Below are 20,409 nucleotides of genomic sequence, written 5' to 3'. Positions count from 1 at the left end.
CCAGAATGCGACGGACTGCCTCGAGCTTGAACTCTCGGCTGAAAACACGGGGTGATTTGTTGGGCATACGTTCTCCGTTAGAGAACTGTCCCTAATTTCCCGTGTCTCACTTTTGGGGTGCACTCCAGGGACTTTCCCGGATTGCGCTGCGCTCCATCCGGGCTACGGGCGCCTTCAAGCGTCCGCATCAGGCTCGGTGCCGACATAGTCGCGCGCCGGCAGCTTGAGGACGCGGCCGATCTCGCTTGCGAGCTGGTCCGCCTCCTCACGCCGCGTGAAGCTCACCAGCGTGATCGGCTCGGTGCCCTTGCCACAGAGATTGACGTCGTAGGTCGTCAGGTCCGCATCATAGTCGTCGGTGATGCTGATGAAGTGATAGTCGGCGAGATCGCGGCGCCTGCGGATATTCAGCGGTCCGAACTGCCTGGTGATCACGATCTGGCGCAGCGTCTCGTTGAGCACCACGAAATAGGATGACGCCGGGGATGCCGACCAGCAGTCCCAGTCCCGTGAACACCAGCACCGGCACGAGATCATCGGCAAGACGTCCAAAACCGGAAAAATCCTGGCGCAGGCCGAGCGCGACGTTCCACAGCAGATAACCGCTCGCCGCCATTGCGCCTGCCATCAAAACTCTCCTCGGGAGCAAAGGTCTTGGCTTGAAGGTCTTGGCTTGGGTCGGTGCGAGCGGCGGATTGGTTCGATGGGCCCGCTCTCCCGCCGCCGTCATTCCGGGGCGCGCGAAGCGCGAGCCCGGAATCCATCCCTCGCCAGTTTCCGCGGCCCAATGGATTCCGGGCTCGCCGCTCCGCGGCGCCCCGGAATGACGAGAACGTGCTGGGGGCGCACCGAAAAACAAAAGAATCTTCCCTGCCCTGCCAATGGCGGAGTTCCTCCGCGTCCCTATGTCTTTCCGAACCACACCCAGAACGGACCAAGGGCGCGCGATGGCACAACGGCAACTCAAGCTTGGCGCGTTCATGCGCCCGATCAGCATCCACACCGGCGCCTGGCGCTATCCCGGGGCCTGGCCCGACGCCAATTTCAATTTCGGTCACATCAAGACGCTGATCCAGAAGCTCGAGGCCGGCAAGTTCGACGCCTTCTTCATGGCCGATCACCTCGCCGTGCTGAACATGCCGGTCAATGCGCTCAAGCGCAGCCATACCGTGACCTCGTTCGAGCCGTTCACGCTGCTGTCTGCTCTCTCCGCGGTCACCGAGCGGATCGGCCTGATCGCGACGGGCTCGACCACGTTCGACGAGCCCTATCACGTCGCCCGCCGCTTCGCCTCGCTCGACCATCTCAGCGGCGGCCGCGCGGGCTGGAACATCGTCACCACCTCGAACCCGGATGCGGCGCTGAATTTCGGTCTTGACGACCACATGGAGCATGCCGAGCGCTACAAGCGCGCCCGCGAGTTCTACGACGTCGTCACGGGCCTCTGGGATTCCTTCGCCGACGACGCCTTCGTGCGCGACGTCGAGAGCGGGTTGTTCTTCGAGCCGTCGAAGATGCATGTGCTCGACCACAACGGCAAATATCTGAAGGTGCGCGGCCCGCTCAACATCGCCCGCCCGGTGCAGGGCTGGCCGGTGATCGTGCAGGCCGGCGCCTCCGAGGACGGCAAGCAGCTTGCGGCCGAAACGGCGGAGGCCGTGTTCACCGGCGGCGGCAGCCTCGCCGACGGGCAGAAGCTCTATGACGACATCAAGGGCCGCATGGAAAAGATCGGCCGCGACCCTGAACACCTAAAGATTTTGCCCGGCGCTTTCGTGGTGGTCGGCGACAGCGTCGACGAGGCCAAGGAGAAGCGCGCGCTGCTCGACAGCCGCGTGCACTACGACAGCGCCATCGCCTCGTTGTCCGTCATTCTCGGCACCGATGCCTCCGGCTTCGATCCGGATGGCCAGCTGCCTGACATCCCCGAGACCAATGCCAGCAAGAGCGGCCGGCAGCGCATGGTCGACCTCGCCAGGCGCGACAAGCTCACCGTGCGCCAGCTCGCCCAGCGCGTCGGCGGCTATGGCGGGCTGTCCTTCGTCGGCACCGCCAAAACCATCGCCGACCAGATGGAGGAATGGCTGGTCGGGCGCGGCTCCGACGGCTTCAACATCATGTTCCCGTTCCTGCCCGCCGGCCTCGACGACTTCGTCGACAAGGTCGTCCCGGAGCTGCAGAAGCGCGGGATTTTCCGGAAAGAGTATGAAGGGGCCACTCTGAGGGAGAATTTGGGCCTTCCCCGACCGAAAAACCGCTTCTTCGAGGGGTGAAAAGGCCCGATTCGAGTGGTTTTCCGGGTGTAAAACCTTGACATCAGGCGGTTTCTGGCTAGGTTGCCGGCCAACGCGGGCCGTTTGGCCGGCTCCAGATTCCCCAATATTCTGAGGTTCAGAACATGGCCAAAGCGGTCACCATCAAGGTCAAGCTCGTGTCCTCGGCCGACACCGGGTTCTACTACGTCGCCAAGAAGAACTCGCGCACCATGACCGACAAGCTGGTCAAGAAGAAGTACGATCCGGTCGCGCGCAAGCACGTCGAGTTCAAGGAAGCCAAGATCAAGTAAGATCGCGGAACGCCGAACGACTTTGACGGGGCCCTTCGCGGCCCCGTTTTTATTTGCGGCCGTTTTTATTTGCGGTCGATGGTCGTAGCCTCCACGCCCATGAGCGCAGCCCTGGACGAGGAACATGTCGGCGGCTACTCGGTCGCTTATGGCCGCGACGATGTCTATTTCCCGGTTTACGTCACGGCGGCGCTGGCCGCGATCTTCTGCGCGGCCGCGTTTCTCACCGGCGAGTTCTACTGGCTTGCGCTCGCGGCGCTCGCGGCCGGGTTTACCTACTACAATATTCCACTGCTCGAGACCGGCCGGCCCACGATCGGCGCGAACCAGTACGGCATCTTCGTCCAGGCCTTCGGCCTGATCCGCTGGCGCGCCATCGAGCGCATCGACCTTGTCGAGATCGCCGAGCGCGCCATGACGGTGCATGAACTGCAGATCGTGCTGAACACGCCGCTCACCAGCGCGCTCGTGGCCGACTGGCGCAAGCAGCCGTCCTGGCGCTGGCTGATGCGGCTACCCTGGCGGATGAGCCACACCAACATGGTGCGGATCAATGTCGAGCCGTTCGATCAGCCGCCGGACATGATCCATCGCACCTTCCTGCGGATGTGGCGCTACTACCGCAGTTAAGGCGGGTGAAATTGGGCTTGGCTGGTTGCCATGGAGAAGATGCGCTCCCTCCCCGCTCGGGCTGGGGAGAGGGTGTCTCCGCAATCGAGACCCCCCAAGAGGAGAAAGCCCTTACCCGGCGCTCACGCCGACCTCTCCCGCAAGCAAGCGGGAGAGGTTGAGTGATCCCGCGGCTCGATCGATTCAACCAAAGGCCATTCTGCTCTAGCCGCCAAAAAGATGTGCCTCACGTCCTCACCACGAGGTGTGCATAGGCCTCTGCCCTCATGCCGTAGGTCCACGCAACCGCTTCGCGCGGCGTGTGCAGATTGGCCGGCACCTGGAGGAAGAAATGCCTGCGCGCGCCGTCCGGCTCGGGCGTGGCGTTGACGACCTCCACGGCGGCCCAGGCGTCGGCGGCGAGCCAGTTGCGGCGCCACAGGATTCCGGTCTCGTCCTCGGCCACGCGGGTGGCGCCGCCGAGCGCGACGTAACGCTCCGGCGTCATGATCTCGATCATACAGCGGCGGACCTGGACGTCGATCTGGTCGTCGATCGCAGCGAGCGTGATCCGGTCCTGGTGCTCGATGATCCAGCGGGGCACCTCCACCCCGCGCCAGGCCCAGATCGACCAGCCGTCGGGATAACGCAGCGCCGGACCGCTGGCGTGATGCAGCCGGTCGCGCGCATCAGCGCATAACAGGTTCGGTCGCTCTGCGAGCCAGCAGCAGTGCTCGTGCGGCAGCAGCCAGCCCACGCTCGTCGCGAGTTGCATCAGGCCGCGCAGCGGCTCGGTCTCGGCGTGCAAATCGAGGACCTCGCGGAGATAGTCGTAAGCACCCAGCCACGACAGATCGTGCGACCCCGCCGCGCAGCTCGAAAAGCTCCGCGGGGCGGTGAGCGCCTGCAGCACGCCAGCGAGCGACAGACCGGTTCGGCGCAGCTGGCCCAGCACGGAGAGGTTCTGCTCCGGCAAGTTCCGTATCACCGCCTCGGCCGCAGCAGTAACCAGCGCGTCCGCGGGATTGACTGCGCTGTCGACCGCGGCAAGCACCTTCCGGTGAATCCGCGCCTCGATTTTCGAAATGATTTGATGGCGAAGCCGATCGACGAGCTGAAAGCGGAGATTGCGGCCGTCATCGCGCGACACGGCAAGCCCGGCCAACGCCTGCGGGCCGTCGCACCAGACGATGCGGGCCGGCGGCTCCAGTCCTGCAGCACGATAGGCAAGCCGCACGCCCTGCTCCGCGCTGTCGCGATCGGCAGGCGCGGTCGAGCGTCGGACGGCTCTCCACCGCGCACGGTAATCGCCCAACGCCGCCGTCTGCTCAGTCGGCGAGGACGCGCGCATCTCGCGGCCCCAACTCACGCTGGCGGCGCACCCGATAGGTCCCGCGCGGCAGCGTCAGCGGCGCATGCTCCTGATGCGTCACCCGCGCATAGGCCGAGGCAATCTGGAGATGCCCGAGATAGAGCCCGGCCGGAATGTCGCGCGCCAGATCGTCGTCGCGAAACACCGTCACGCGCTCGCGGATCGCATGACAATGTCCGGTGGCCTCGCCCTCCAGCAGGACCAGCGGCACACCTTCGGCGGTCTCCGTGAGCGTTCCCGATGGCGCGACATCGGACACCCGCTCGATCAGCAGGTCACCTTGCGCAAAGATCTCGGTCATCGTGCCTTCTCCCGTGCCGGCACATCCGCCGCGTACGCGGATGGCCCGGGTTGGTTCAACATCCTTGTCGACGGTCTAAAGCGCGATGCGATTGGGATGAATCGTCATCGCGCTTAAGGTTATTGTTTGAGCATGATCTCCGCGCAAACGCGTTCCGCGTTTGTCGCGAGGGAAAACCGCTTCACACTTTTCCGGATCATGCTCTAGTGCACGACCTCGCCATGCAGTGCGAGATCGAGACCGTCGCGCTCCATATCCTCCGATACCCGCAAACCGACGAACAGCTTGACCACGTAGAGGATGATCAGGCTGACGACGGCATCGTAGACAAAGACCGTGGCGACGCCGATGCACTGGTTGACGAACTGGATCGGGTTTCCCTCCAGAGCACCCGCAGTGCCGCCATATTGCTCGACGGCGAAGATGCCGGTGAGCAGCGCGCCGACGATCCCGCCGACGGCGTGGACGCCGAAGCAATCGAGCGCATCGTCATAGCTGAACATGGCCTTCAGCCCGGTGCATCCCCAGTAGCAGAGGACACCGGCCGCGATCCCGATCACGAAGGCCCCTACCGGGCTGACGAAACCGGACGCCGGTGTGATGGCGACGAGGCCCGCGACCGCGCCCGAGCAGATGCCGACAACCGTCGGCTTGCCCTTGAGCGACCACTCCACCAGCATCCAGGTGAAGCCGGCGACCGCAGTTGCGATCTGCGTCACCAGCATCGCCATGCCGGCTTGCATGCCCGCCGTCACCGCCGAGCCGGCGTTGAAGCCGAACCAGCCGACCCAGAGCAGCGAGGCGCCGATGAAGGTCAGCACCATGTTATGGGCCGGTCCCGTCTCCTTGCGCTTGCCAAGCATGATGGCGCACATCAGGCCGGCCACGCCGGCATTGATATGCACCACGGTCCCGCCGGCGAAATCGAGCACCTTGACCCAGGCGGCGTCGTTGCCGGAGGCGAAGATGCCGTCAGGGCCCCACACCCAATGCGCGATCGGCGCATAGACGAAGATCGCCCATAGGCCGATGAACCAGAGCATCGCGGAGAACTTCATCCGCTCGGCGAACGCGCCGGCAATCAGCGCCGGCGTGATGATCGCAAAGGTCATCTGGAAGCAGATGTAGACGCTCTCGGGGATCGTCGCTGCGAGCGGATTGGGATTACCGATCCCGCCTTTGCCGATGTCGCTGAGGATATCCTTCAGAAACATGCGGTCCAGCCCGCCGATGAACGGCGTGCCGGCGCGGAAGGCCAGGCTGTAGGTCAGGATCGCGAACAGGATGGTGACGAGGCACGTCACCGCAAAACTCGTCATCACGGTGTCGCCCACGTTCTTCTTGCGCACCATGCCGCCATAGAACAGCCCGAGACCCGGGACCGTCATCATCAGCACCAGCGCAACGGAGGTGAGCATCCAGGCGGTGTCCCCAGGATTGGGCGTGCACTTCTCGAGGATCTTGCCGCCGCAAGCGGGCGGGGCCGCATCCTCGGCCAGCGCGACCTCGCCGAGGGCGAGGTAGAGAAGCGCAATTCCCAACAGCGCGACCAACAACGTCACGAGCCTTTGGCGCGTGGATGTTCTTGACTCCATCATCGTCCTCCCAAGTCGCAAGAGATGTCTTCTGGGCATTGTTCGAGTGGAACCGCGGAAACGATCGTTCGCGCCGGCGTGACGACGCCAGCGCGATCAGCTCGGGTTTTTGGGACATAATGATCGCGGCTCGGCGCGATGAGGTCGTCGAGCGTCGATGACTGGAGACTGGCGGCGACCAGCCTCATGGCTTATCGGCCTTTCCCTTGTCGCCAGATCGGAAAGCGTCAGAGACGGTTCCAATTCCTGGTCAAAGGACATGCAAGGTTCGCACCATCGATGCGATTCATTCAAGCTACTGAATGCGCAGCGATTCCAGTTTGCTGCTTTGCGGCAATCGCGCTATGCGCTGCGTCACGCAGCAGCGCATAGCCCAACAAATAAGCAATCGCTGACGATGCCTATGCGGTTCGCAGCGCGGGTGGCGCCGTCGGCTTTATCAGCGCAAACGCGATCTGAACGATGCCGGCGGCGAGCCCCACCGCGACGCCGATCCGCCAGGCCATGTTGTAGGAGCCGAGCGCGTCATAGATCAGCCCGCCGCCATAGGCGCCGACGAAGCTACGACCTAGTGGCTCATGAAGGCGAGCCCCTGGATCATCGCCCGCCATTGCAGGCCGAACATCTCTGCGACAGCGCCCTCAACCAACGGCCCCACGCCGAACCAGAGGAACCCCATCAGCGCGCCGAACACCAGCGTCGAGGCTTCCGACAGCGGCAGCATGAAGTACCAGGCCAGCACCAGCGGGCCGGGACCCATAGAAAGCCACACAGTGCACTGCGGAGACATGGGCCCCGGCTCAGCAGCGCACCGTCGAAGTGACGCTGCGCTGCATCCGGGGCACGAGAGCTTCGTCATGGACGAGCAGCCACCAGCCTCGCGAAATCCTGGCGTGGTTAGGAGGAAGAGCCTCGCTACGTTCGATCGTGAGGCTGCTTCGGATCATCGTCCAGCCGTCCATGAATCGCAGAGAGCGCCGGGTCGCGGCCAAACAATCCGGAAAGATGACGTCGGCGGCGATCTGCCAGGCAGGCTTTGCGCATTTTCAATCGGGTCGGATTGCCGAGGCCGAGTTGTGTTGCCAGCAGGCGCTGACGCTGGACGAGCAGCACCCGGATGCCCTCCATCTGCTCGGCGTGCTCTGCTTTCACGCGCAGCAGCCTGACGCCGCCGCGGAATGGATCGCCCGCGCGATCCAGCAGGATCCGAAGGCGGAGTACCTGCTGAGCCTCGCCACGGTGTTCCAGCGGCAGGGCAAGCTCGACGACGCGCGGCAACACTACGGCCGGGCCTTGAAGCTCAAGCCTGACGATGCCGGCCTCTGGAATCACCTCGGCAATCTGCTCTGGCAGCTCGGGCACAGGGACGAGGCTGCGCAGCATCTGCAGCAGGCGCTCAAACTGCATCCGCACTATTGGGAGGCTGCGCACAATTGCGGCATGCTGCTGCTCGAGCTCGGCCGGCATGCCGACGCCGTCAAATGCTTCGACGTTGCCGAGAAGCTGAGTCAAAACTCCGCAGCCCTGTATCAGATGCGCGGCGTTTGCCACTCGGAGCTGAAGCGGTTCGAGGACGCCGCGGCCGACTACGAAAAATCCATCGCACTGGATCCACGCCTTCCGGAGACGCACAACAATCTCGGCCTGCTGCATTGGCGATCCGGCCGGCTGGAGCAGGCCTTTGCCTGTTTCGATCGGGCGCTGGCCCTTCGCCCGGACTCTCATGCGGTGCTCAACAACAAGGCCGTGGTGTTGATGCATCTGCAATTGCTCGATGAAGCTGTCGCCACCCTTCAAAAATCCCTGGCGGTCGCCCCTAACGATGTGCAGGCGCTGTTCTATCTGGCGACGCTGCAGCTCTTGACCGGAGATTTTGAGCGAGGCTGGCTTGCGCGCGAAGCGCGTTGGAAACTTCCGTCCGCCGGTCTGGTGGATCGCGGATTCTCCCAGCCCCTTTGGCTTGGCGACCAGCCGATCGCAGGCAAGACCGTCCTGCTTCACTCCGACGAGGGGCTGGGCGATGCGATCCAGTTCGCCCGCTATGTGCCCAAGGTGGCCGCGCTCGGCGCCCGGGTCATCCTGGAGGTCGAGCCTCCGATCCAGCAACTCCTGGGCGGCATCACCGGGGTCGCCGAATGTGTCGGCCGATCGTCATCGCCGGTGTTCGACCTGCACTGCCCGCTTGGAACGCTGCCGCTCGCATTCGGGACGCGGCTCGATACGATCCCGTTCGCGGAGGGCTACGTTCCTGCGCCGCCGGCTGCGCGCGTGACGGCGTGGGACAACCGGCTTGGCCCCCGCACGCGCCTCCGCGTCGGTCTGGTCTGGGCCGGCAATCCCGACCACAAGAACGATCACAACCGATCGATGCCCCTGCGCACGCTCGCGCCCCTCCTCGATTGCGACGTCCGGTTCGTCAGCCTGCAGAAAGGCGTCCGCGATCAGGACCGCGCCTTCCTCGCCGAACACCCTGACATCGTCGACCTCACGGAACATCTGACCGATTTCACCGAAACGGCGGCGCTGGTTTCTTGTCTCGATCTGGTGATCTCGGTCGACACCAGTGTTGTTCATCTCGCCGGCGCGCTGGGTGTTCCGGTCTGGACGATGGTCGCTTTCAACCCGGACTGGCGCTGGCTGCTCAATCGCGACGACAGCCCGTGGTACCAGTCGATGAAGCTGTTCAGGCAACCCAAGCGGGGCGATTGGGCCAGCGTGGTGGACGACATTCGCTGCGAACTCGAGGGGCGGATCGCCGCCCGGCGGTCAAGCCACGATCAGGCGACACTGTTGCCCGCCTGATCGTCGCGCGGGCCCGCTCAAGGACGTGAACGGGTGATCATCCGCTTCGCAGCCTTCATTTGAAGGATGACGGGACAATTTGGGCTGGACCATTCTGGTCCAGGCTGAAGACCCCGAGAGAGTCAGCAGATGAGCACCTGCCCCGCATGTGGCCATGCATCAACTGCGAAATTGTTCGAAGTGACTGCAGACCAGGCCTCGCGATCCTTCGTCAATCCACGGCGATATCCGGATCGCTCTCGGGATTTGACGCATTATCTGTCGCGGCTCTGGGGCCGCAACACCTGCGATGTCCGAAGATGCACGGACTGTGGATTCGGCTTTGCAGATCCGTTCGTGGCGGGTGGCGCTGACTTCTATAATCTGGCCGCGCCAAACCCCTCTTATCCGACCACGAAATGGGAGTATGCAAGGACGATCGAAGAGCTCAACGGCATGACGACTGCCGGAAAAACCATCATCGATGTCGGGGCGGGATTTGGGTATTTTCTCGATCTCATCAAGGACAGGTTCTTCCACACGTCCGATATTTATGCCCTGGACTACAACGACACAGCGCGGCTCGCATTGCAATCGAAAGGCTACAAGCCCTTTTCAGTCGATCTGCGAGAGGCTGTTTTCGACTCCCTGAAGGAAGCCTTCGACATCATCTTCATGTTTCAAGTCTTCGAGCACATGGATCGCGTGGATGACGTGTTCGCTCGATTGAAATACCTCCTGAAGCCGCACGGCTCCGTCTTCATTGCCGTCCCGAACGACATCCGAACGTGCTATATGGAGCGCCACGGTTCGCTCCTAGACATGCCACCAAATCACATTGGCCGGTGGACGACGGCGGCATTCGAGGCCTTATGTCAACGACAGGGCTTGCAATTGAGCAAGTGCGAGCAGGAGCCGTTCAATCTCAAGACCTTCCTTCAGCAAGACATTACAGACAGCTTTTTATGCAGGGCAGAGAAGCCGGGCAGCGTGGGCGAGTTCGTGCGCGGCTTGCCGCGGAGTAAAGCGCAACGGATGACGCAAGCTTTGCTTGCACTTGCGCTTTCACCAACGCGGTTACCGGCATGGGCATACGCCGCCAGAAACTCATCGAATCTGGGTAGCGCACTCTGGGTGAAGATCGAAAAAGCCTCGTAGCGTAAGCCGCTCTTTCGCCTCCGATTGACCGACCTGCGGTGGGCGCCTGGAACGCTGCCACTGGCGTTCGGGACGCGGCTCGAGACGATCACGTTCGCGGAAGGTTGCGTTCCGGCGCCAGCGGCAGCGCGCATCGAGCTGGAAGACTGGCGTCCGCATGGCGCTCAAAGCAGGATCAGTCGTCGCTGCTGCCTGCGTGATTGGTGCACCGCGCGCAAGTGCATCCGCCCCCCTCGTGGCCCGGACGCGCCGCATGCCGATGGCGATTTTATCGGCAGACATCTCATCAACCCTCGGTTGCTCGACTGCAAATGCATGTTATCGTGCACTTACCGGGACGGCATTTCCGGCTCGGATTTGGGAGGTCATGTCATGAGATTGTCGTCAGGCTTTGTCGTGCCTTCAGTCATCGCTGCCCTGTCAACTGCCCTGCTGTGCAGCCCGGCCTTGTCGCAGATCCCAACAGGCTCCACCGCCACGCTTCCCCCCGTCTCGGTCGATGCGCCGAAGCAGGTGGAAAGGCCGCATCGAGCGGAGCGCGTGACAAACGCGGGAGCGTCTCGCCGAACGTCGTCAACCACACAAACGTCATCGTCAGCTGCACGGACACCTTCGTATGCCCCGGGTTCAGTGATGGGGAGGTTTGCCAGCCTGGAGAGAGTCGCCAGCAGCTGCAACGGTGGCTGTGCGTCAAGCTTCCCGCACGGCAAAGATCCCTGGGTTGGATGCAGCGAGTCGGGCGGCGGTCTGAACTATGGACCTTTCTCGCCAACGTGCCGAGACACCATCACCCATACATCCTACGAGAATTGCGTCGAGACGAAGGTGTTCCTGGGCGAGTTTCGCAACAGAGCCCACTGGTTTTGCAGCAGCCTGCAGGCCGGCAACAGGTTCAAGGTCGCAGACCTCAAGCGGCCGGCACGTCGCTAAGCGAGCAGCGAGCTGAATCGCGGAATCGACTGAAGACTGGTGCGGGGCCATCTGGCCCCGTTGCTATTTGATCCCCTATGGCCTTCGCATTTGGGCAAGGGCGGAAAAGTGTGACCCACCTCAAAGAGCATGGTAACGGCTTTCCACATCTCCAGCGGGATCGTTGCATCATTTTGGTCTATTCCCGTGAAAAGCCATTTGCCGTTGCTGGATCCGCTGGCTTCTGTCGAAATGTGGATAGCTCCACCCCCTTCGGAAGCTGGGACAACCAGAGCCCCTCGCCGCCCCCTCCAGGCTAGACCACGCGCGGCCAATCTTGCGGCGCGTGATCGAGGCTCTCGCGAAGACCGTCATCGAAGAACAAGTTCGATGCCATCCGCTTCCTCTCTGCCGCCGGGACAATGGCGCCGGATGATATCGACAAGCCAGTCAAATACCGTCGGCCCTTCGCGCCTGAGCGCCTCAGCCAGGTAGCTTTCGACTGAAGCCGTATTGGAAGGGTGACATCGCTCCAGCCTTTTCCGCAATTGGCGCGCAGTCTCGTCATATCCCAGGTTTCGCTGGGAGATTTCGTGGTTGTTCCAGCAAAACACAAAGCCTTCTTCCGGCGTCCCAAAGCCACCTCGCAGAATATCGTTGAAGGCGTCGAGATTTCTGCCCCACTCGGCATCCGGGATAATGCGAAGGCTGACGTGATCGTAAAATCCTTCCAATGTCGAAAATTCGGTCCCGTCAATGTGGAGCATTTTCTTCAAAGCCGTCATGGATGTATCTCCGATCCTCAGCGGGTCGTCGATCGACCGTATTGCGTCAGTTGTTGAACCGATTACCAAGTCGGAGGCTGCGGCCTGCGTTGAAGGGCCGCCGGAGGGAGAGTTCTCTCGTACTCCTCCAGATAATGCTCCAGCGGCTTTGCCGTGCCCGTCAGGCGCAGCTCAAGGGAATCTCTGTCCACAATGATGGGCGCATTTCCAACAAGTACTTCCGAAAAGTCACCGGTATCCAAGAATTCCCTGGATTGATAAAAGAATACCCAACCGTAGGGCTTTGCGATTGTGAGCTCGCGCTGGATGCGAGCCTGCCCCTCGCATTTTAGGTCAACCCATGTTGTTGCCAGCGCTGCTGCCTTCTCGAAATCCATTTCGTTGCTATCCCGTCGGCTCAAGTGAAGATCGTCAGGCTCACGGTTCGGTCTGAGCAACGGGTATGATCAGCTAAATGCTCTTCTGGCTGCAAGGCTGTTTTGTTGCGGGGATCATCTGCTGCCAGTCATGACCAAGCCGCGCGACATCCGCCCCTCACTTCGAGCGGACGACTGGCAAGCCCACGCCCAAGCTACGCCGCCTTCAACACCGGCGCCGGCGGCTGCGACGGCCGGATCAGCGCGAACGCGACCTGGATGATGCCGCCGGCGAGACCCAGCGCCACGCCGATGCGCCAGGCCATGGTGTACGATCCGAGCGCGTCGTAGAGCACCCCTCCTCCGTAGGCGCCGAGGAAGCTGCCGATCTGGTGGCTCATGAAGGCAAGGCCCTGGATCATCGCCTGCCAGCGCAGGCCGAACATCTCGGCGACGGCGCCTGCGACCAGCGGGCCGACGCCCATCCAGAGGAAGCCCATGATGGCACCGAACAGCAGCGTCGAGAACGACGTCGCCGGCAGCATGAAATACCAGGCGAGCGCGATCGAACGCAGGATGTAGATCCCGCCGAGCAGGGCCAGCTTGTTCCAGCGCTGGCCGGCCCAGCCGAAGAACAGCGAGCCGAGCACGTTGAACCCGCCGATCATGCCGAGCGTCTGCGCGCTCAGCATCGGATCGAGGCCGCAGATCGCCAGATACGACGGCAGATGCGTGGTGAGGAAGACGAGCTGCATGCCGCAGACGAGATAGGCGCAGGTCATCACCACAAAGGGGGCGTTGCCGAACGCCGCCCTGGTCACGGAGGCGGCCGTGGCATCGCCGATATCATGGGCGGCCGGCCTCGGCAGCGGAATGGCGTCGACGCGGCCGGCGTACCAGGCCGCGGGGATCATCAGCACCGACATGATGACGAAGCCGGCGAGCCCGATGCGCCAGCCAAAACCCTCATTGAGCATCTGCCCGATCGGCGCCGACAGCAGCGCGCCGAGCGAGCCCGCGCCGGAGACGATGCCGAGCACGGTGGAGCGCACCGTTGCGGGCACCGCACGCGCCGCCACCGACATCGCGATCGCCGCCGCCGTGCAGGCCAGCGACGTCCCGATCAGCACGCCGGCACCGATCATGATGCTGACAAGACCGCCCGCGGTCGCCATCAGAATGAGGCCGACGATGTACATCAGCGATCCCACGATCATGATGGGACGGAAGCCGTAACGCACGGTCATCGCACCGGCGAGCGGCTGCAGGAAGCCCCAGGCGAGGTTTTGCACGGCCAGCGCCAGCGTGAAATCCGAGATCGAGATGTGGATGTCATGCGTCAGCGGCTGCATGAAGATGCCGAGGCTCTGCCGCAGCCCCATGCTCAGCGTCAGCATGATGGAGGCGCCGATCAGGATGGGCAATGTCGGACGCAGGACCTGCAACAGGGGCATTTTTGTTCTCCCTCGGGGGCACGGCGCGACTGCCGTCGTCTGGAATTTCGCTTGATTTTGGTTACACAGACCTGTGTACTTAGGCTATGAAAGGCGGACGCTGTCAAGCAAACAGGACGCGCAGGACTGCATGGCTCCCCCGACGCCCCCACAGACGATGAAGGAGCGGATCCTCGAGACCGCCGACAAGCTGTTCTATCTGCAAGGCATTCGCGCGATCGGCGTCGACACACTCGCGGCCGAGGTCGGCATCAGCAAGCGCACGCTCTACAACCACTTCCCCTCCAAGGACGCGCTGATCGCGGCCTATCTCGAACGCCGCTTCGTGCACGCCCGTCCCTCGGACAAGCCGCCGGCCGAGCAGATTCTCGCGACCTTCGATTCGCTGGAGCGGCGCTTTGCGGCAAAGGACTTTCGCGGCTGCCCGTTCGTGAATGCGGTCGCCGAGCTTGGCCCCGCGGACCGCGCGGTGAAGAAGATCGCGATCGCCTTCAAGGAAAGCCGCCGCGTCTGGTTTCGCGACCGCTTGAGCGAGCTCGGCGTTGCCGATGCGGAAGCGCTGGCGACGCAGCTCGTGCTGCTGGTCGACGGCTCCATCGCCCAGGACCTCGTCCGCGACGACCCCGCGATGGCGCGCGCGGCGAAGGAAGCGGCGAAGGTGCTGTTGCGGAATGCGGGGGTGGATGTGGATGGTGATGCGGCTGTGCCCACGAAGCGAGACAAGCGCCCGCCGCACTGAGCACAGTCGCCGCATCAAACGGTGTCATCACCCGCCTTGTGCGCAACTACGCACTGGAGCAGGTGATCCAGTATTCCAGAGACGATTGTGATTGAACCGAGGAGCCGCGGCGCACTGGATTCCCGCTTTCGCGGGGAATGACAGCGGCGTTTGGAGGGGCTGCTCGACCCTACCAACATGCTCCTGTTTTGCCCGACGAGTCAAACCGCCTCGCCACCGCGCAAGCCATCTTTGCCGCGCACGTAACCCATTGATCCGACTAATGTCGGCTACTGTGCATGGGGTTGTTTTCGCACTTTTGTGTGCAGGCAGCCCTTACGCCGCCTGCGACACCACGCGATTCCGCCCGTCGTGCTTGGCGCGGTACAGCGCCGTGTCGGCGCGCTTGAGGACGTCGGCGATGGCCTCGCCCTTCTGCTCCAGCGTGGTGAGGCCGATCGAGATCGTGACCTCGATGCGCTTTGCCCCCTTGTGGATCGCGAACGGCTCGCCCGCGATCGAGCGGCGCAGACGCTCGGCGACCATGCCGGCGACATGCAGGTCGGTCTCCGGCATCACGATGACGAACTCCTCGCCGCCGTAGCGGCAGGCCAGGTCGATGCCGCGGATCGACTTGCGGACGCGCACGGCGAACTCGCGCAGGACGTCGTCGCCGGCGTCGTGGCCGTAATTGTCGTTGATCGACTTGAAGTAGTCGATGTCCAAAATCATCAGCGCCAGCGGCTTGCCGCGCGTCGAGGCCTGCTCGGCGAGCGTTGCCAGATGGCTCTCCATGTAGCGGCGATTATGCAGGCCGGTGAGCGCGTCGGTGATCGCCATCTCGATCGAGTTCTGCACGTTGTCGCGCAGGTGGTCGGTGTAGCGGCGGCGGCGGATCTGGGTGCGGGCGCGCGCCAGGAGCTCGGTCTTGTCGATCGGGCGCAGCAGATAGTCGTTGACGCCGATCTCGAGGCCGCGGAGCAGCCGCGTCGAGTTCTCGGGGTCGGCGATCGCCAGGATCGGCACGTGCCGCGTGCGCTCCAGCGAGCGCGCCTGGCTGCAGAGCCTGAGGCCATCGAAATTGTTGAGGTCGAGCGAGACGATCAGCAAATCGTAATTGCCCTCGGCGGCGTGGAACAGCGCTTCGGTCGGGTTCGGCTCGACGTCGACCGTATGCTCGGCGGCGAGGATCGTCGCGAGCCGCTCGTAGGAGGACTGGCGGTCGTCGACCAGCAGGATGCGGCCGCCCTTGCCGGTGTCGGCGACGGCGCTGCGCTCGGGCGCCTGCATGCCGATCTCGAGCGAGGTGATGGCGCGCATGCGCAGCTCATCGGTCATCATCTTCAGCCGCGTCAGCGAGCGCACGCGCGCGATCAGCACGACGTCGGAGACGGGCTTGGTGAGGAAATCGTCGGCGCCGGCTTCGAGACCGCGGTTGCGGTCGGCCGGACTGTCGAGCGCGGTGACCATGACGACGGGAATGTGGTGCGTCGCCGGATCGGTCTTGATGCGGCGGCAGACTTCGAAGCCGTCCATGTCCGGCATCATCACGTCGAGCAGGATGATGTCGCATTCGGCGCGGCGGCAGATCGCCAGCGCCTCGGTGCCGTTCGAGGCCGTCATCACGTCGAAATATTCGGCTGACAGGCGGGCTTCGAGGAGTTTGACGTTGGCAGGAACGTCATCGACAACCAGGATACGCGCGGACACTGTGAACTCACTTCCTATCCGATAAAACGCCGGACCGTCTCAATGAACTTGCCGACCGAGATCGGCTTGGACAAATAAGCCTCGCAGCCGCCCTCGCGAATGCGCTCTTCGTCGCCCTTCATCGCGAACGCAGTGACCGCGACGACGGGAATGGCCCGCAGCTCCGGATCGTCCTTGATCCAGCGCGTGACTTCGAGGCCCGACACCTGTGGCAGCTGGATATCCATCAGCACGAGGTCGGGCCGCATCTTGCGAACGAGGTCGAGCGCCTCATATCCGTTGCTGGTGCCGGAGGTCTGGTAGCCGTGCGCCTCCAACAGGTCGCGGAAGAGCTTCATGTTGAGCTCGTTGTCTTCCACGATCAGGACGGTCTTAGCCATCCCGCCCTCCTGTTTGGTCCCAAAGACCGATACATGTGACGCCTCAGGCGCCTCTTTCCGGCGCTTCGAAAACTGGATTCAAACTAGCCGCAGATTCGCTTGAGTTTCGTTAAACCCGAGGCCCGACTTTCTGCGATGTGGTTTCCAGTTGCTTGTCGGCGGTCTTGAGACTCGGGCATGATGGTTTCAAAGTAGACACCGAAAGTTAACGGAAAGGCAAACCGGACCCTTGAAAAAGCCTGTTCACAACCCTCGCGAAGTCGCTGAAATCGTTGCGATTCAGGCGCTGTCCTTCGTTGCCGGCGAGCCGGGGCGGCTGGGCCTGTTTCTGGCTGAGACAGGGGTCGGTCCGGAGACCCTGCGCAATGCCGCTTCCGACCCCAATTTCCTCCTCAGCGTGCTCGATTTCGTACTGCGCGATGACGACACCGTGAAGGCCTTTGCCAGCGCCTCGGAGCTGCATCCGACCAACGTTGCTGCGGCGCGGCAGGTCCTCGGAGACGCGCTTGGTGATCCCAATTGGGAGCGCGACGTGCCGTGACCGCGCCCGACCCGGCCGGGCCTCGCTGCTTCTGCCGGGATTGTTCGGCCGATCTGGATATGGGAGTGCGGCGCTGTTCCGCCTGCGGTTCCCCTCGCCTCGTCCGCCACCGCGCGCTCGCCAGCCTGACCATCGCCCATATCGACTGCGACGCCTTCTATGCGACAGTCGAGAAGCGCGACAATCCTGACATCGCCGACAAGCCCGTCATCATCGGCGGCGGCAAGCGCGGCGTGGTGTCGGCCGCCTGCTACATCGCGCGCACCTATGGCGTCCGCTCGGCCATGCCGATGTTCAAGGCCCTGGAGGCCTGCCCGCATGCGACCGTGATCCCGCCCGACATGGCGAAATACGTCCGGGTCGGCCGCGAGGTGCGGCAGGCCATGCAGGCGCTGACGCCGCTGGTCGAGCCGCTCTCGATCGACGAGGCCTTCCTCGATCTCTCCGGCACCGAACGGGTGCACGGCATGATGCCGGCAAAGGTGCTGGCGCGCTTTGCCCGCGACATCGAGCGCGACGTCGGGATCAGCGTTTCCGTTGGCCTGTCCTGCAACAAGTTTCTGGCCAAGATCGCCTCCGACCTCGACAAGCCGCGCGGCTTTGCCGCGCTCGATCAGGAAGAGGCACGCGCGATGCTGGCGGACAAGCCGGTCGGCTTCATCTTCGGCGTTGGGCCGGCGACGCAGGAGCGCCTGGTGCAGCGCGGCTTCCGCATCATCGCCGATCTTCAGAAAGCCGATGAGATCGAGATGATGCGGCAGTTTCCGAGCGATGGCCGCAGGCTGTGGCGGCTCGCCCGCGGCATCGACGACCGCCGCGTCGAGCCGGATCGCGGCGCCAAGACGATTTCCAGCGAAACCACCTTCGAGACCGACATCCGCGATTTCGCCACGCTGGAAAAAATCCTGTGGCGGCTGTGCGAGAAGACGTCCTCGCGCCTCAAGAGCAGCGAGCTTGCCGGCTCGACCGTGACGCTGAAGCTGAAGACCGCCGATTTCCGCCAGCGCACCCGCTCGCAGTCGATCGCGGCCCCGACCCAGCTCGCCGCAAAGATCTTCTCGATCTGCCGCGAGATGCTGGCGAAAGAGATCGACGGCACCGCCTTCCGCCTGATGGGCGCCGGCGTCAGCGCGCTGCGCGACGGTTCCCCCGCCGACGACACCGACATGCTCGACCGCCGCGCCGCTCACGCCGAGCGCGCGGTGGACAGTTTGCGCAAGAAGTTCGGCAGCGCCGCCGTGATCCGCGGCATCGCCTATGAGGGGCCGGAGAAGGCCGAGGATTGATGGCCGCCTGCTCAGTCGCGTTCGAAGATCCGTGCACCTGGATAAGCGCGCCTGGCATACTGAACGACCAACTGCCGATCCTGAGTTTCCAGGAACGGGGTTCGGATATGACAAGACCCGACGACGAGGTGCCACAAGCCGTTGAGCTTTCGAATAACGACGTTCATTTGAGCTTCCTCGCAGTAACCCGAGTGGACTCAAATTGTCAGAATCTCCCGCCGTCGCTCAATTGTACCAGCGTAAGGATCGGCGCATGAGAAGGATTAGAGGGGATATACAAAGGTATGTTGCTTCTGGCTTCAACGACCGCTGGCGCCAATAGCTTCGCAGGGGCTCAAACGATCTTACCGATTTGGAGGCTGGCACCGTGACAGGCGAACGCGATCTCGACGCGCTGCTGAGGCACATGAAGCCGGAGCTGCGGCCGCGCATTTTCGCGTTCTGCACGATCGCGCCGAGCGCCTCCATTCCCGCGGCACTCAATCCGCTGCTGACGTTTCGCGAGCAGGAAGGGACGACGCTGGTCATTCTGCGTGAAGAAGCCGAAGCGGCCGGATTGCGTTGCGCATTTCCCTCGCGCCTGATTACGCTGACGGTTCACTCCGCACTCGACGCCGTGGGATTTCTAGCTGCGATCACGGCGCGTCTGGCCAAAGCCGGCATCAGCGTGAATGCCGTGTCGGCCTTTCATCACGACCATCTCTTCGTGCCCGTAGATCGGGCCGACCAAGCGATGGTGCTGCTGCGGGAGATGTCAGAGGCCAAGCACCTGTAGCCCGGATGGAGCGCAGCGCGATCCGGGGCAGCGCCTCCTCAGCCACAGGTTTCCCGGATTGCGCTGCGCTCCATCCGAGCTACGGAAGAGGCCGCGCGCAGAGCGGAAGCAGCTTGTCGCGCGTGAGGGGCGCGAGCTTCACCGATCCAGGCGCGTTCGGATCCAGCCAGAGAATCTCCTCGATCTCCGCACCGGGACTGACCGAGTGCGCGATGGCGACACGAAAGATTTCCGCATCGACCTGCCGGCCGGGCTCATTCGCTGCAGGCGCCGTGTAGCGTCCGACATAGGTCATCTCATCCGGATCGATGTCGATCCCGAGTTCCTCGGACAATTCCCGCCGCAGCGCGACCTCGGGGTGTTCGCCGGCCTCGATCTTTCCTCCGGGCTGCATGAAGCTTTCAGTGGCCTTCTTCCTGACCAGCAGGACACGCCCATCGCTCCTGCTCATCAACGCAGCCGCGATCCGAATAAAATTCTGCGAAGTCATTCCCTGTCTCAATCTGCGACCGCGATCGCCTCGATCTCGATCAGCCATTCCGGCGCCGCGAGCGCTGAGACGCCGACGAGCGTCGAGGCCGGCGGCTCCATGCCTTCGAAGAAGGCCGAGCGGACCTTGCCGATGATCGGGCGCAGCTCCGGCTTGTAGCCGACGACGAAGGTCGTGATCTTGACGATGTTGGCGTAGGTCGCGCCGGCCGCCTTCAGCGCAAGGCCGAGATTCTGCATCACCTGCGTGGTCTGCGCGGCGAGATCGCCCTCGCCGACGATCCGGCCTTCCTCGTCGGTCGACACCTGACCGGAGATGTAGATGGTGCGTGCGCCGGTGGCGGTGACGACGTGGGAATAGGCGGGATTGTGGTGCAGGCCGCTGGGACGGAGATGATCGAGCTTGGGCATGGGCTGGCTCCCGGAGTTTGTGGTTGGGGGAAGCGTAGCTGGAGAGCGCACTGAGAGCTAGATGCGACGAGGAGCATCACTGATACTCCGTCATCCTCTTATGTCCCAAGTCAAGGGGGGAGGCATGAGGAAGGGTTGTCTCCCGGACGTCCGAAAGAAGTGTGAGTGGGATGATCGTGCAAGGGTGGAAGCAGAACCCTGAGACGTCGGTCA

The 20,409-nt window shown here is 63.3% G+C and carries 20 protein-coding genes and 1 pseudogene; 9 read left to right on the top strand and 12 right to left on the bottom strand.

All coding sequences use genetic code 11. From position 1 onward, the window contains the following. Positions 1 to 174: 174 nt before the first annotated feature. On the bottom strand, positions 175 to 537 hold the full coding sequence (locus RAD16_RS39965; protein WP_458163511.1) for a hypothetical protein: 363 nt from the start codon (positions 535 to 537) through the stop codon (positions 175 to 177). A 410-nt stretch (positions 538 to 947) separates the two neighbouring features. On the opposite strand from RAD16_RS39965, the gene RAD16_RS39960 reads away from it, so the two are divergent. The 3 genes from RAD16_RS39960 to RAD16_RS39950 all read left to right on the top strand — a co-directional run bounded on the left by RAD16_RS39960 (position 948) and on the right by RAD16_RS39950 (position 3,196). After that, the gene (locus tag RAD16_RS39960; protein ID WP_458163509.1) at positions 948 to 2,273 is read left to right on the top strand and encodes an LLM class flavin-dependent oxidoreductase; all 1,326 of its coding nucleotides are present in this window, start codon (positions 948 to 950) and stop codon (positions 2,271 to 2,273) included. A gap of 125 nt (positions 2,274 to 2,398) precedes the next feature. Beyond that, on the top strand, positions 2,399 to 2,566 hold the full coding sequence (gene rpmG, locus RAD16_RS39955; RefSeq protein ID WP_057756569.1) for a 50S ribosomal protein L33: 168 nt from the start codon (positions 2,399 to 2,401) through the stop codon (positions 2,564 to 2,566). A 99-nt stretch (positions 2,567 to 2,665) separates the two neighbouring features. Next, positions 2,666 to 3,196, top strand: a complete 531-nt coding sequence (locus tag RAD16_RS39950) for a hypothetical protein (RefSeq protein ID WP_458163507.1) — start codon at positions 2,666 to 2,668, stop codon at positions 3,194 to 3,196. A gap of 226 nt (positions 3,197 to 3,422) precedes the next feature. Here the strand turns inward: RAD16_RS39950 and RAD16_RS39945 are convergent, their stop codons facing one another. The 4 genes and pseudogenes from RAD16_RS39945 to RAD16_RS39930 all read right to left on the bottom strand — a co-directional run. After that, positions 3,423 to 4,412, bottom strand: a complete 990-nt coding sequence (locus RAD16_RS39945) for a DUF6745 domain-containing protein (RefSeq protein WP_458163505.1) — start codon at positions 4,410 to 4,412, stop codon at positions 3,423 to 3,425. A gap of 91 nt (positions 4,413 to 4,503) precedes the next feature. Next, positions 4,504 to 4,848: a hypothetical protein gene (locus RAD16_RS39940; RefSeq protein ID WP_458163503.1), complete on the bottom strand. Its 345-nt coding sequence runs from the start codon at positions 4,846 to 4,848 to the stop codon at positions 4,504 to 4,506. A 203-nt stretch (positions 4,849 to 5,051) separates the two neighbouring features. Next, complete coding sequence (locus tag RAD16_RS39935; RefSeq protein WP_458163501.1) at positions 5,052 to 6,446, bottom strand: ammonium transporter; 1,395 nt, start codon at positions 6,444 to 6,446, stop codon at positions 5,052 to 5,054. Between the two features lie 398 nt (positions 6,447 to 6,844). After that, positions 6,845 to 7,188, bottom strand: a pseudogene (locus RAD16_RS39930) (MFS transporter); the annotation flags it as partial. A gap of 74 nt (positions 7,189 to 7,262) precedes the next feature. On the opposite strand from RAD16_RS39930, the gene RAD16_RS39925 reads away from it, so the two are divergent. Both RAD16_RS39925 and RAD16_RS39920 read left to right on the top strand, forming a co-directional pair. Then, on the top strand, positions 7,263 to 9,245 hold the full coding sequence (locus RAD16_RS39925; RefSeq protein ID WP_458163499.1) for a tetratricopeptide repeat protein: 1,983 nt from the start codon (positions 7,263 to 7,265) through the stop codon (positions 9,243 to 9,245). A gap of 129 nt (positions 9,246 to 9,374) precedes the next feature. Continuing rightward, on the top strand, positions 9,375 to 10,382 hold the full coding sequence (locus RAD16_RS39920; protein ID WP_458163497.1) for a class I SAM-dependent methyltransferase: 1,008 nt from the start codon (positions 9,375 to 9,377) through the stop codon (positions 10,380 to 10,382). Positions 10,383 to 11,662: 1,280 nt separating this feature from the next. On the opposite strand, the gene RAD16_RS39915 is transcribed toward RAD16_RS39920, so the two are convergent. From RAD16_RS39915 to RAD16_RS39905, 3 genes are all read right to left on the bottom strand, one after another. Further along, on the bottom strand, positions 11,663 to 12,076 hold the full coding sequence (locus RAD16_RS39915) for a barstar family protein (protein WP_458163495.1): 414 nt from the start codon (positions 12,074 to 12,076) through the stop codon (positions 11,663 to 11,665). 62 nt (positions 12,077 to 12,138) lie between these two features. After that, positions 12,139 to 12,453 carry a YrhB domain-containing protein gene (locus tag RAD16_RS39910; protein ID WP_458163493.1) on the bottom strand — a complete coding sequence of 105 codons (315 nt, stop codon included), beginning with the start codon at positions 12,451 to 12,453 and terminating at the stop codon, positions 12,139 to 12,141. A 194-nt stretch (positions 12,454 to 12,647) separates the two neighbouring features. Continuing rightward, complete coding sequence (locus tag RAD16_RS39905; RefSeq protein ID WP_458163491.1) at positions 12,648 to 13,886, bottom strand: MFS transporter; 1,239 nt, start codon at positions 13,884 to 13,886, stop codon at positions 12,648 to 12,650. 130 nt (positions 13,887 to 14,016) lie between these two features. Here RAD16_RS39905 and RAD16_RS39900 point away from each other — a divergent pair, with 130 nt between their 5' ends. After that, the gene (locus RAD16_RS39900) at positions 14,017 to 14,625 is read left to right on the top strand and encodes a TetR/AcrR family transcriptional regulator (RefSeq protein WP_458163489.1); all 609 of its coding nucleotides are present in this window, start codon (positions 14,017 to 14,019) and stop codon (positions 14,623 to 14,625) included. A gap of 315 nt (positions 14,626 to 14,940) precedes the next feature. Here the strand turns inward: RAD16_RS39900 and RAD16_RS39895 are convergent, their stop codons facing one another. Together RAD16_RS39895 and RAD16_RS39890 are read right to left on the bottom strand one after the other, a co-directional pair. Continuing rightward, positions 14,941 to 16,314: a PleD family two-component system response regulator gene (locus RAD16_RS39895; RefSeq protein ID WP_458163487.1), complete on the bottom strand. Its 1,374-nt coding sequence runs from the start codon at positions 16,312 to 16,314 to the stop codon at positions 14,941 to 14,943. A gap of 14 nt (positions 16,315 to 16,328) precedes the next feature. Further along, positions 16,329 to 16,694 carry a response regulator gene (locus tag RAD16_RS39890; RefSeq protein WP_008566616.1) on the bottom strand — a complete coding sequence of 122 codons (366 nt, stop codon included), beginning with the start codon at positions 16,692 to 16,694 and terminating at the stop codon, positions 16,329 to 16,331. Between the two features lie 229 nt (positions 16,695 to 16,923). On the opposite strand from RAD16_RS39890, the gene RAD16_RS39885 reads away from it, so the two are divergent. From RAD16_RS39885 to RAD16_RS39875, 3 genes are all read left to right on the top strand, one after another. Continuing rightward, entirely contained in the window at positions 16,924 to 17,235 is a 312-nt protein-coding gene (locus RAD16_RS39885) for a DUF3572 domain-containing protein (protein ID WP_326899894.1), read from the top strand. Beyond that, on the top strand, positions 17,232 to 18,521 hold the full coding sequence (locus tag RAD16_RS39880) for a DNA polymerase IV (RefSeq protein WP_458163484.1): 1,290 nt from the start codon (positions 17,232 to 17,234) through the stop codon (positions 18,519 to 18,521). The genes RAD16_RS39885 and RAD16_RS39880 overlap by 4 nt, the downstream gene beginning before the upstream one ends. A gap of 367 nt (positions 18,522 to 18,888) precedes the next feature. Continuing rightward, a complete protein-coding gene (locus RAD16_RS39875; RefSeq protein ID WP_458163482.1) occupies positions 18,889 to 19,296 on the top strand; it encodes an ACT domain-containing protein in 408 nt (135 codons plus the stop codon). Between the two features lie 79 nt (positions 19,297 to 19,375). On the opposite strand, the gene RAD16_RS39870 is transcribed toward RAD16_RS39875, so the two are convergent. Together RAD16_RS39870 and RAD16_RS39865 are read right to left on the bottom strand one after the other, a co-directional pair. Further along, the gene (locus RAD16_RS39870) at positions 19,376 to 19,786 is read right to left on the bottom strand and encodes an NUDIX hydrolase (protein WP_458163480.1); all 411 of its coding nucleotides are present in this window, start codon (positions 19,784 to 19,786) and stop codon (positions 19,376 to 19,378) included. A gap of 8 nt (positions 19,787 to 19,794) precedes the next feature. After that, the gene (locus RAD16_RS39865; protein ID WP_458163478.1) at positions 19,795 to 20,196 is read right to left on the bottom strand and encodes a RidA family protein; all 402 of its coding nucleotides are present in this window, start codon (positions 20,194 to 20,196) and stop codon (positions 19,795 to 19,797) included. Positions 20,197 to 20,409 lie beyond the last annotated feature (213 nt).

It is taken from the genome of Bradyrhizobium sp. 18BD, from assembly GCF_054185225.1.
This window is presented reverse-complemented; position numbering and strand designations above follow the sequence as displayed.

Excerpts from the sequence above, each read along its gene's own strand:
- RAD16_RS39965 (WP_458163511.1), bottom strand. The coding sequence starts at position 537 with ATGATCTCGTGCCGGTGCTGGTGTTCACGGGACTGGGACTGCTGGTCG.
- RAD16_RS39865 (WP_458163478.1), bottom strand. The coding sequence starts at position 20,196 with ATGCCCAAGCTCGATCATCTCCGTCCCAGCGGCCTGCACCACAATCCC.
- RAD16_RS39950 (WP_458163507.1), top strand. The coding sequence starts at position 2,666 with ATGAGCGCAGCCCTGGACGAGGAACATGTCGGCGGCTACTCGGTCGCT.
- RAD16_RS39905 (WP_458163491.1), bottom strand. The coding sequence starts at position 13,886 with ATGCCCCTGTTGCAGGTCCTGCGTCCGACATTGCCCATCCTGATCGGC.
- RAD16_RS39870 (WP_458163480.1), bottom strand. The coding sequence starts at position 19,786 with ATGACTTCGCAGAATTTTATTCGGATCGCGGCTGCGTTGATGAGCAGG.
- RAD16_RS39940 (WP_458163503.1), bottom strand. The coding sequence starts at position 4,848 with ATGACCGAGATCTTTGCGCAAGGTGACCTGCTGATCGAGCGGGTGTCC.
- RAD16_RS39920 (WP_458163497.1), top strand. The coding sequence starts at position 9,375 with ATGAGCACCTGCCCCGCATGTGGCCATGCATCAACTGCGAAATTGTTC.
- RAD16_RS39935 (WP_458163501.1), bottom strand. The coding sequence starts at position 6,446 with ATGATGGAGTCAAGAACATCCACGCGCCAAAGGCTCGTGACGTTGTTG.
- RAD16_RS39915 (WP_458163495.1), bottom strand. The coding sequence starts at position 12,076 with ATGACGGCTTTGAAGAAAATGCTCCACATTGACGGGACCGAATTTTCG.
- RAD16_RS39960 (WP_458163509.1), top strand. The coding sequence starts at position 948 with ATGGCACAACGGCAACTCAAGCTTGGCGCGTTCATGCGCCCGATCAGC.
- rpmG (WP_057756569.1), top strand. The coding sequence starts at position 2,399 with ATGGCCAAAGCGGTCACCATCAAGGTCAAGCTCGTGTCCTCGGCCGAC.
- RAD16_RS39900 (WP_458163489.1), top strand. The coding sequence starts at position 14,017 with ATGGCTCCCCCGACGCCCCCACAGACGATGAAGGAGCGGATCCTCGAG.
- RAD16_RS39890 (WP_008566616.1), bottom strand. The coding sequence starts at position 16,694 with ATGGCTAAGACCGTCCTGATCGTGGAAGACAACGAGCTCAACATGAAG.
- RAD16_RS39910 (WP_458163493.1), bottom strand. The coding sequence starts at position 12,453 with ATGGATTTCGAGAAGGCAGCAGCGCTGGCAACAACATGGGTTGACCTA.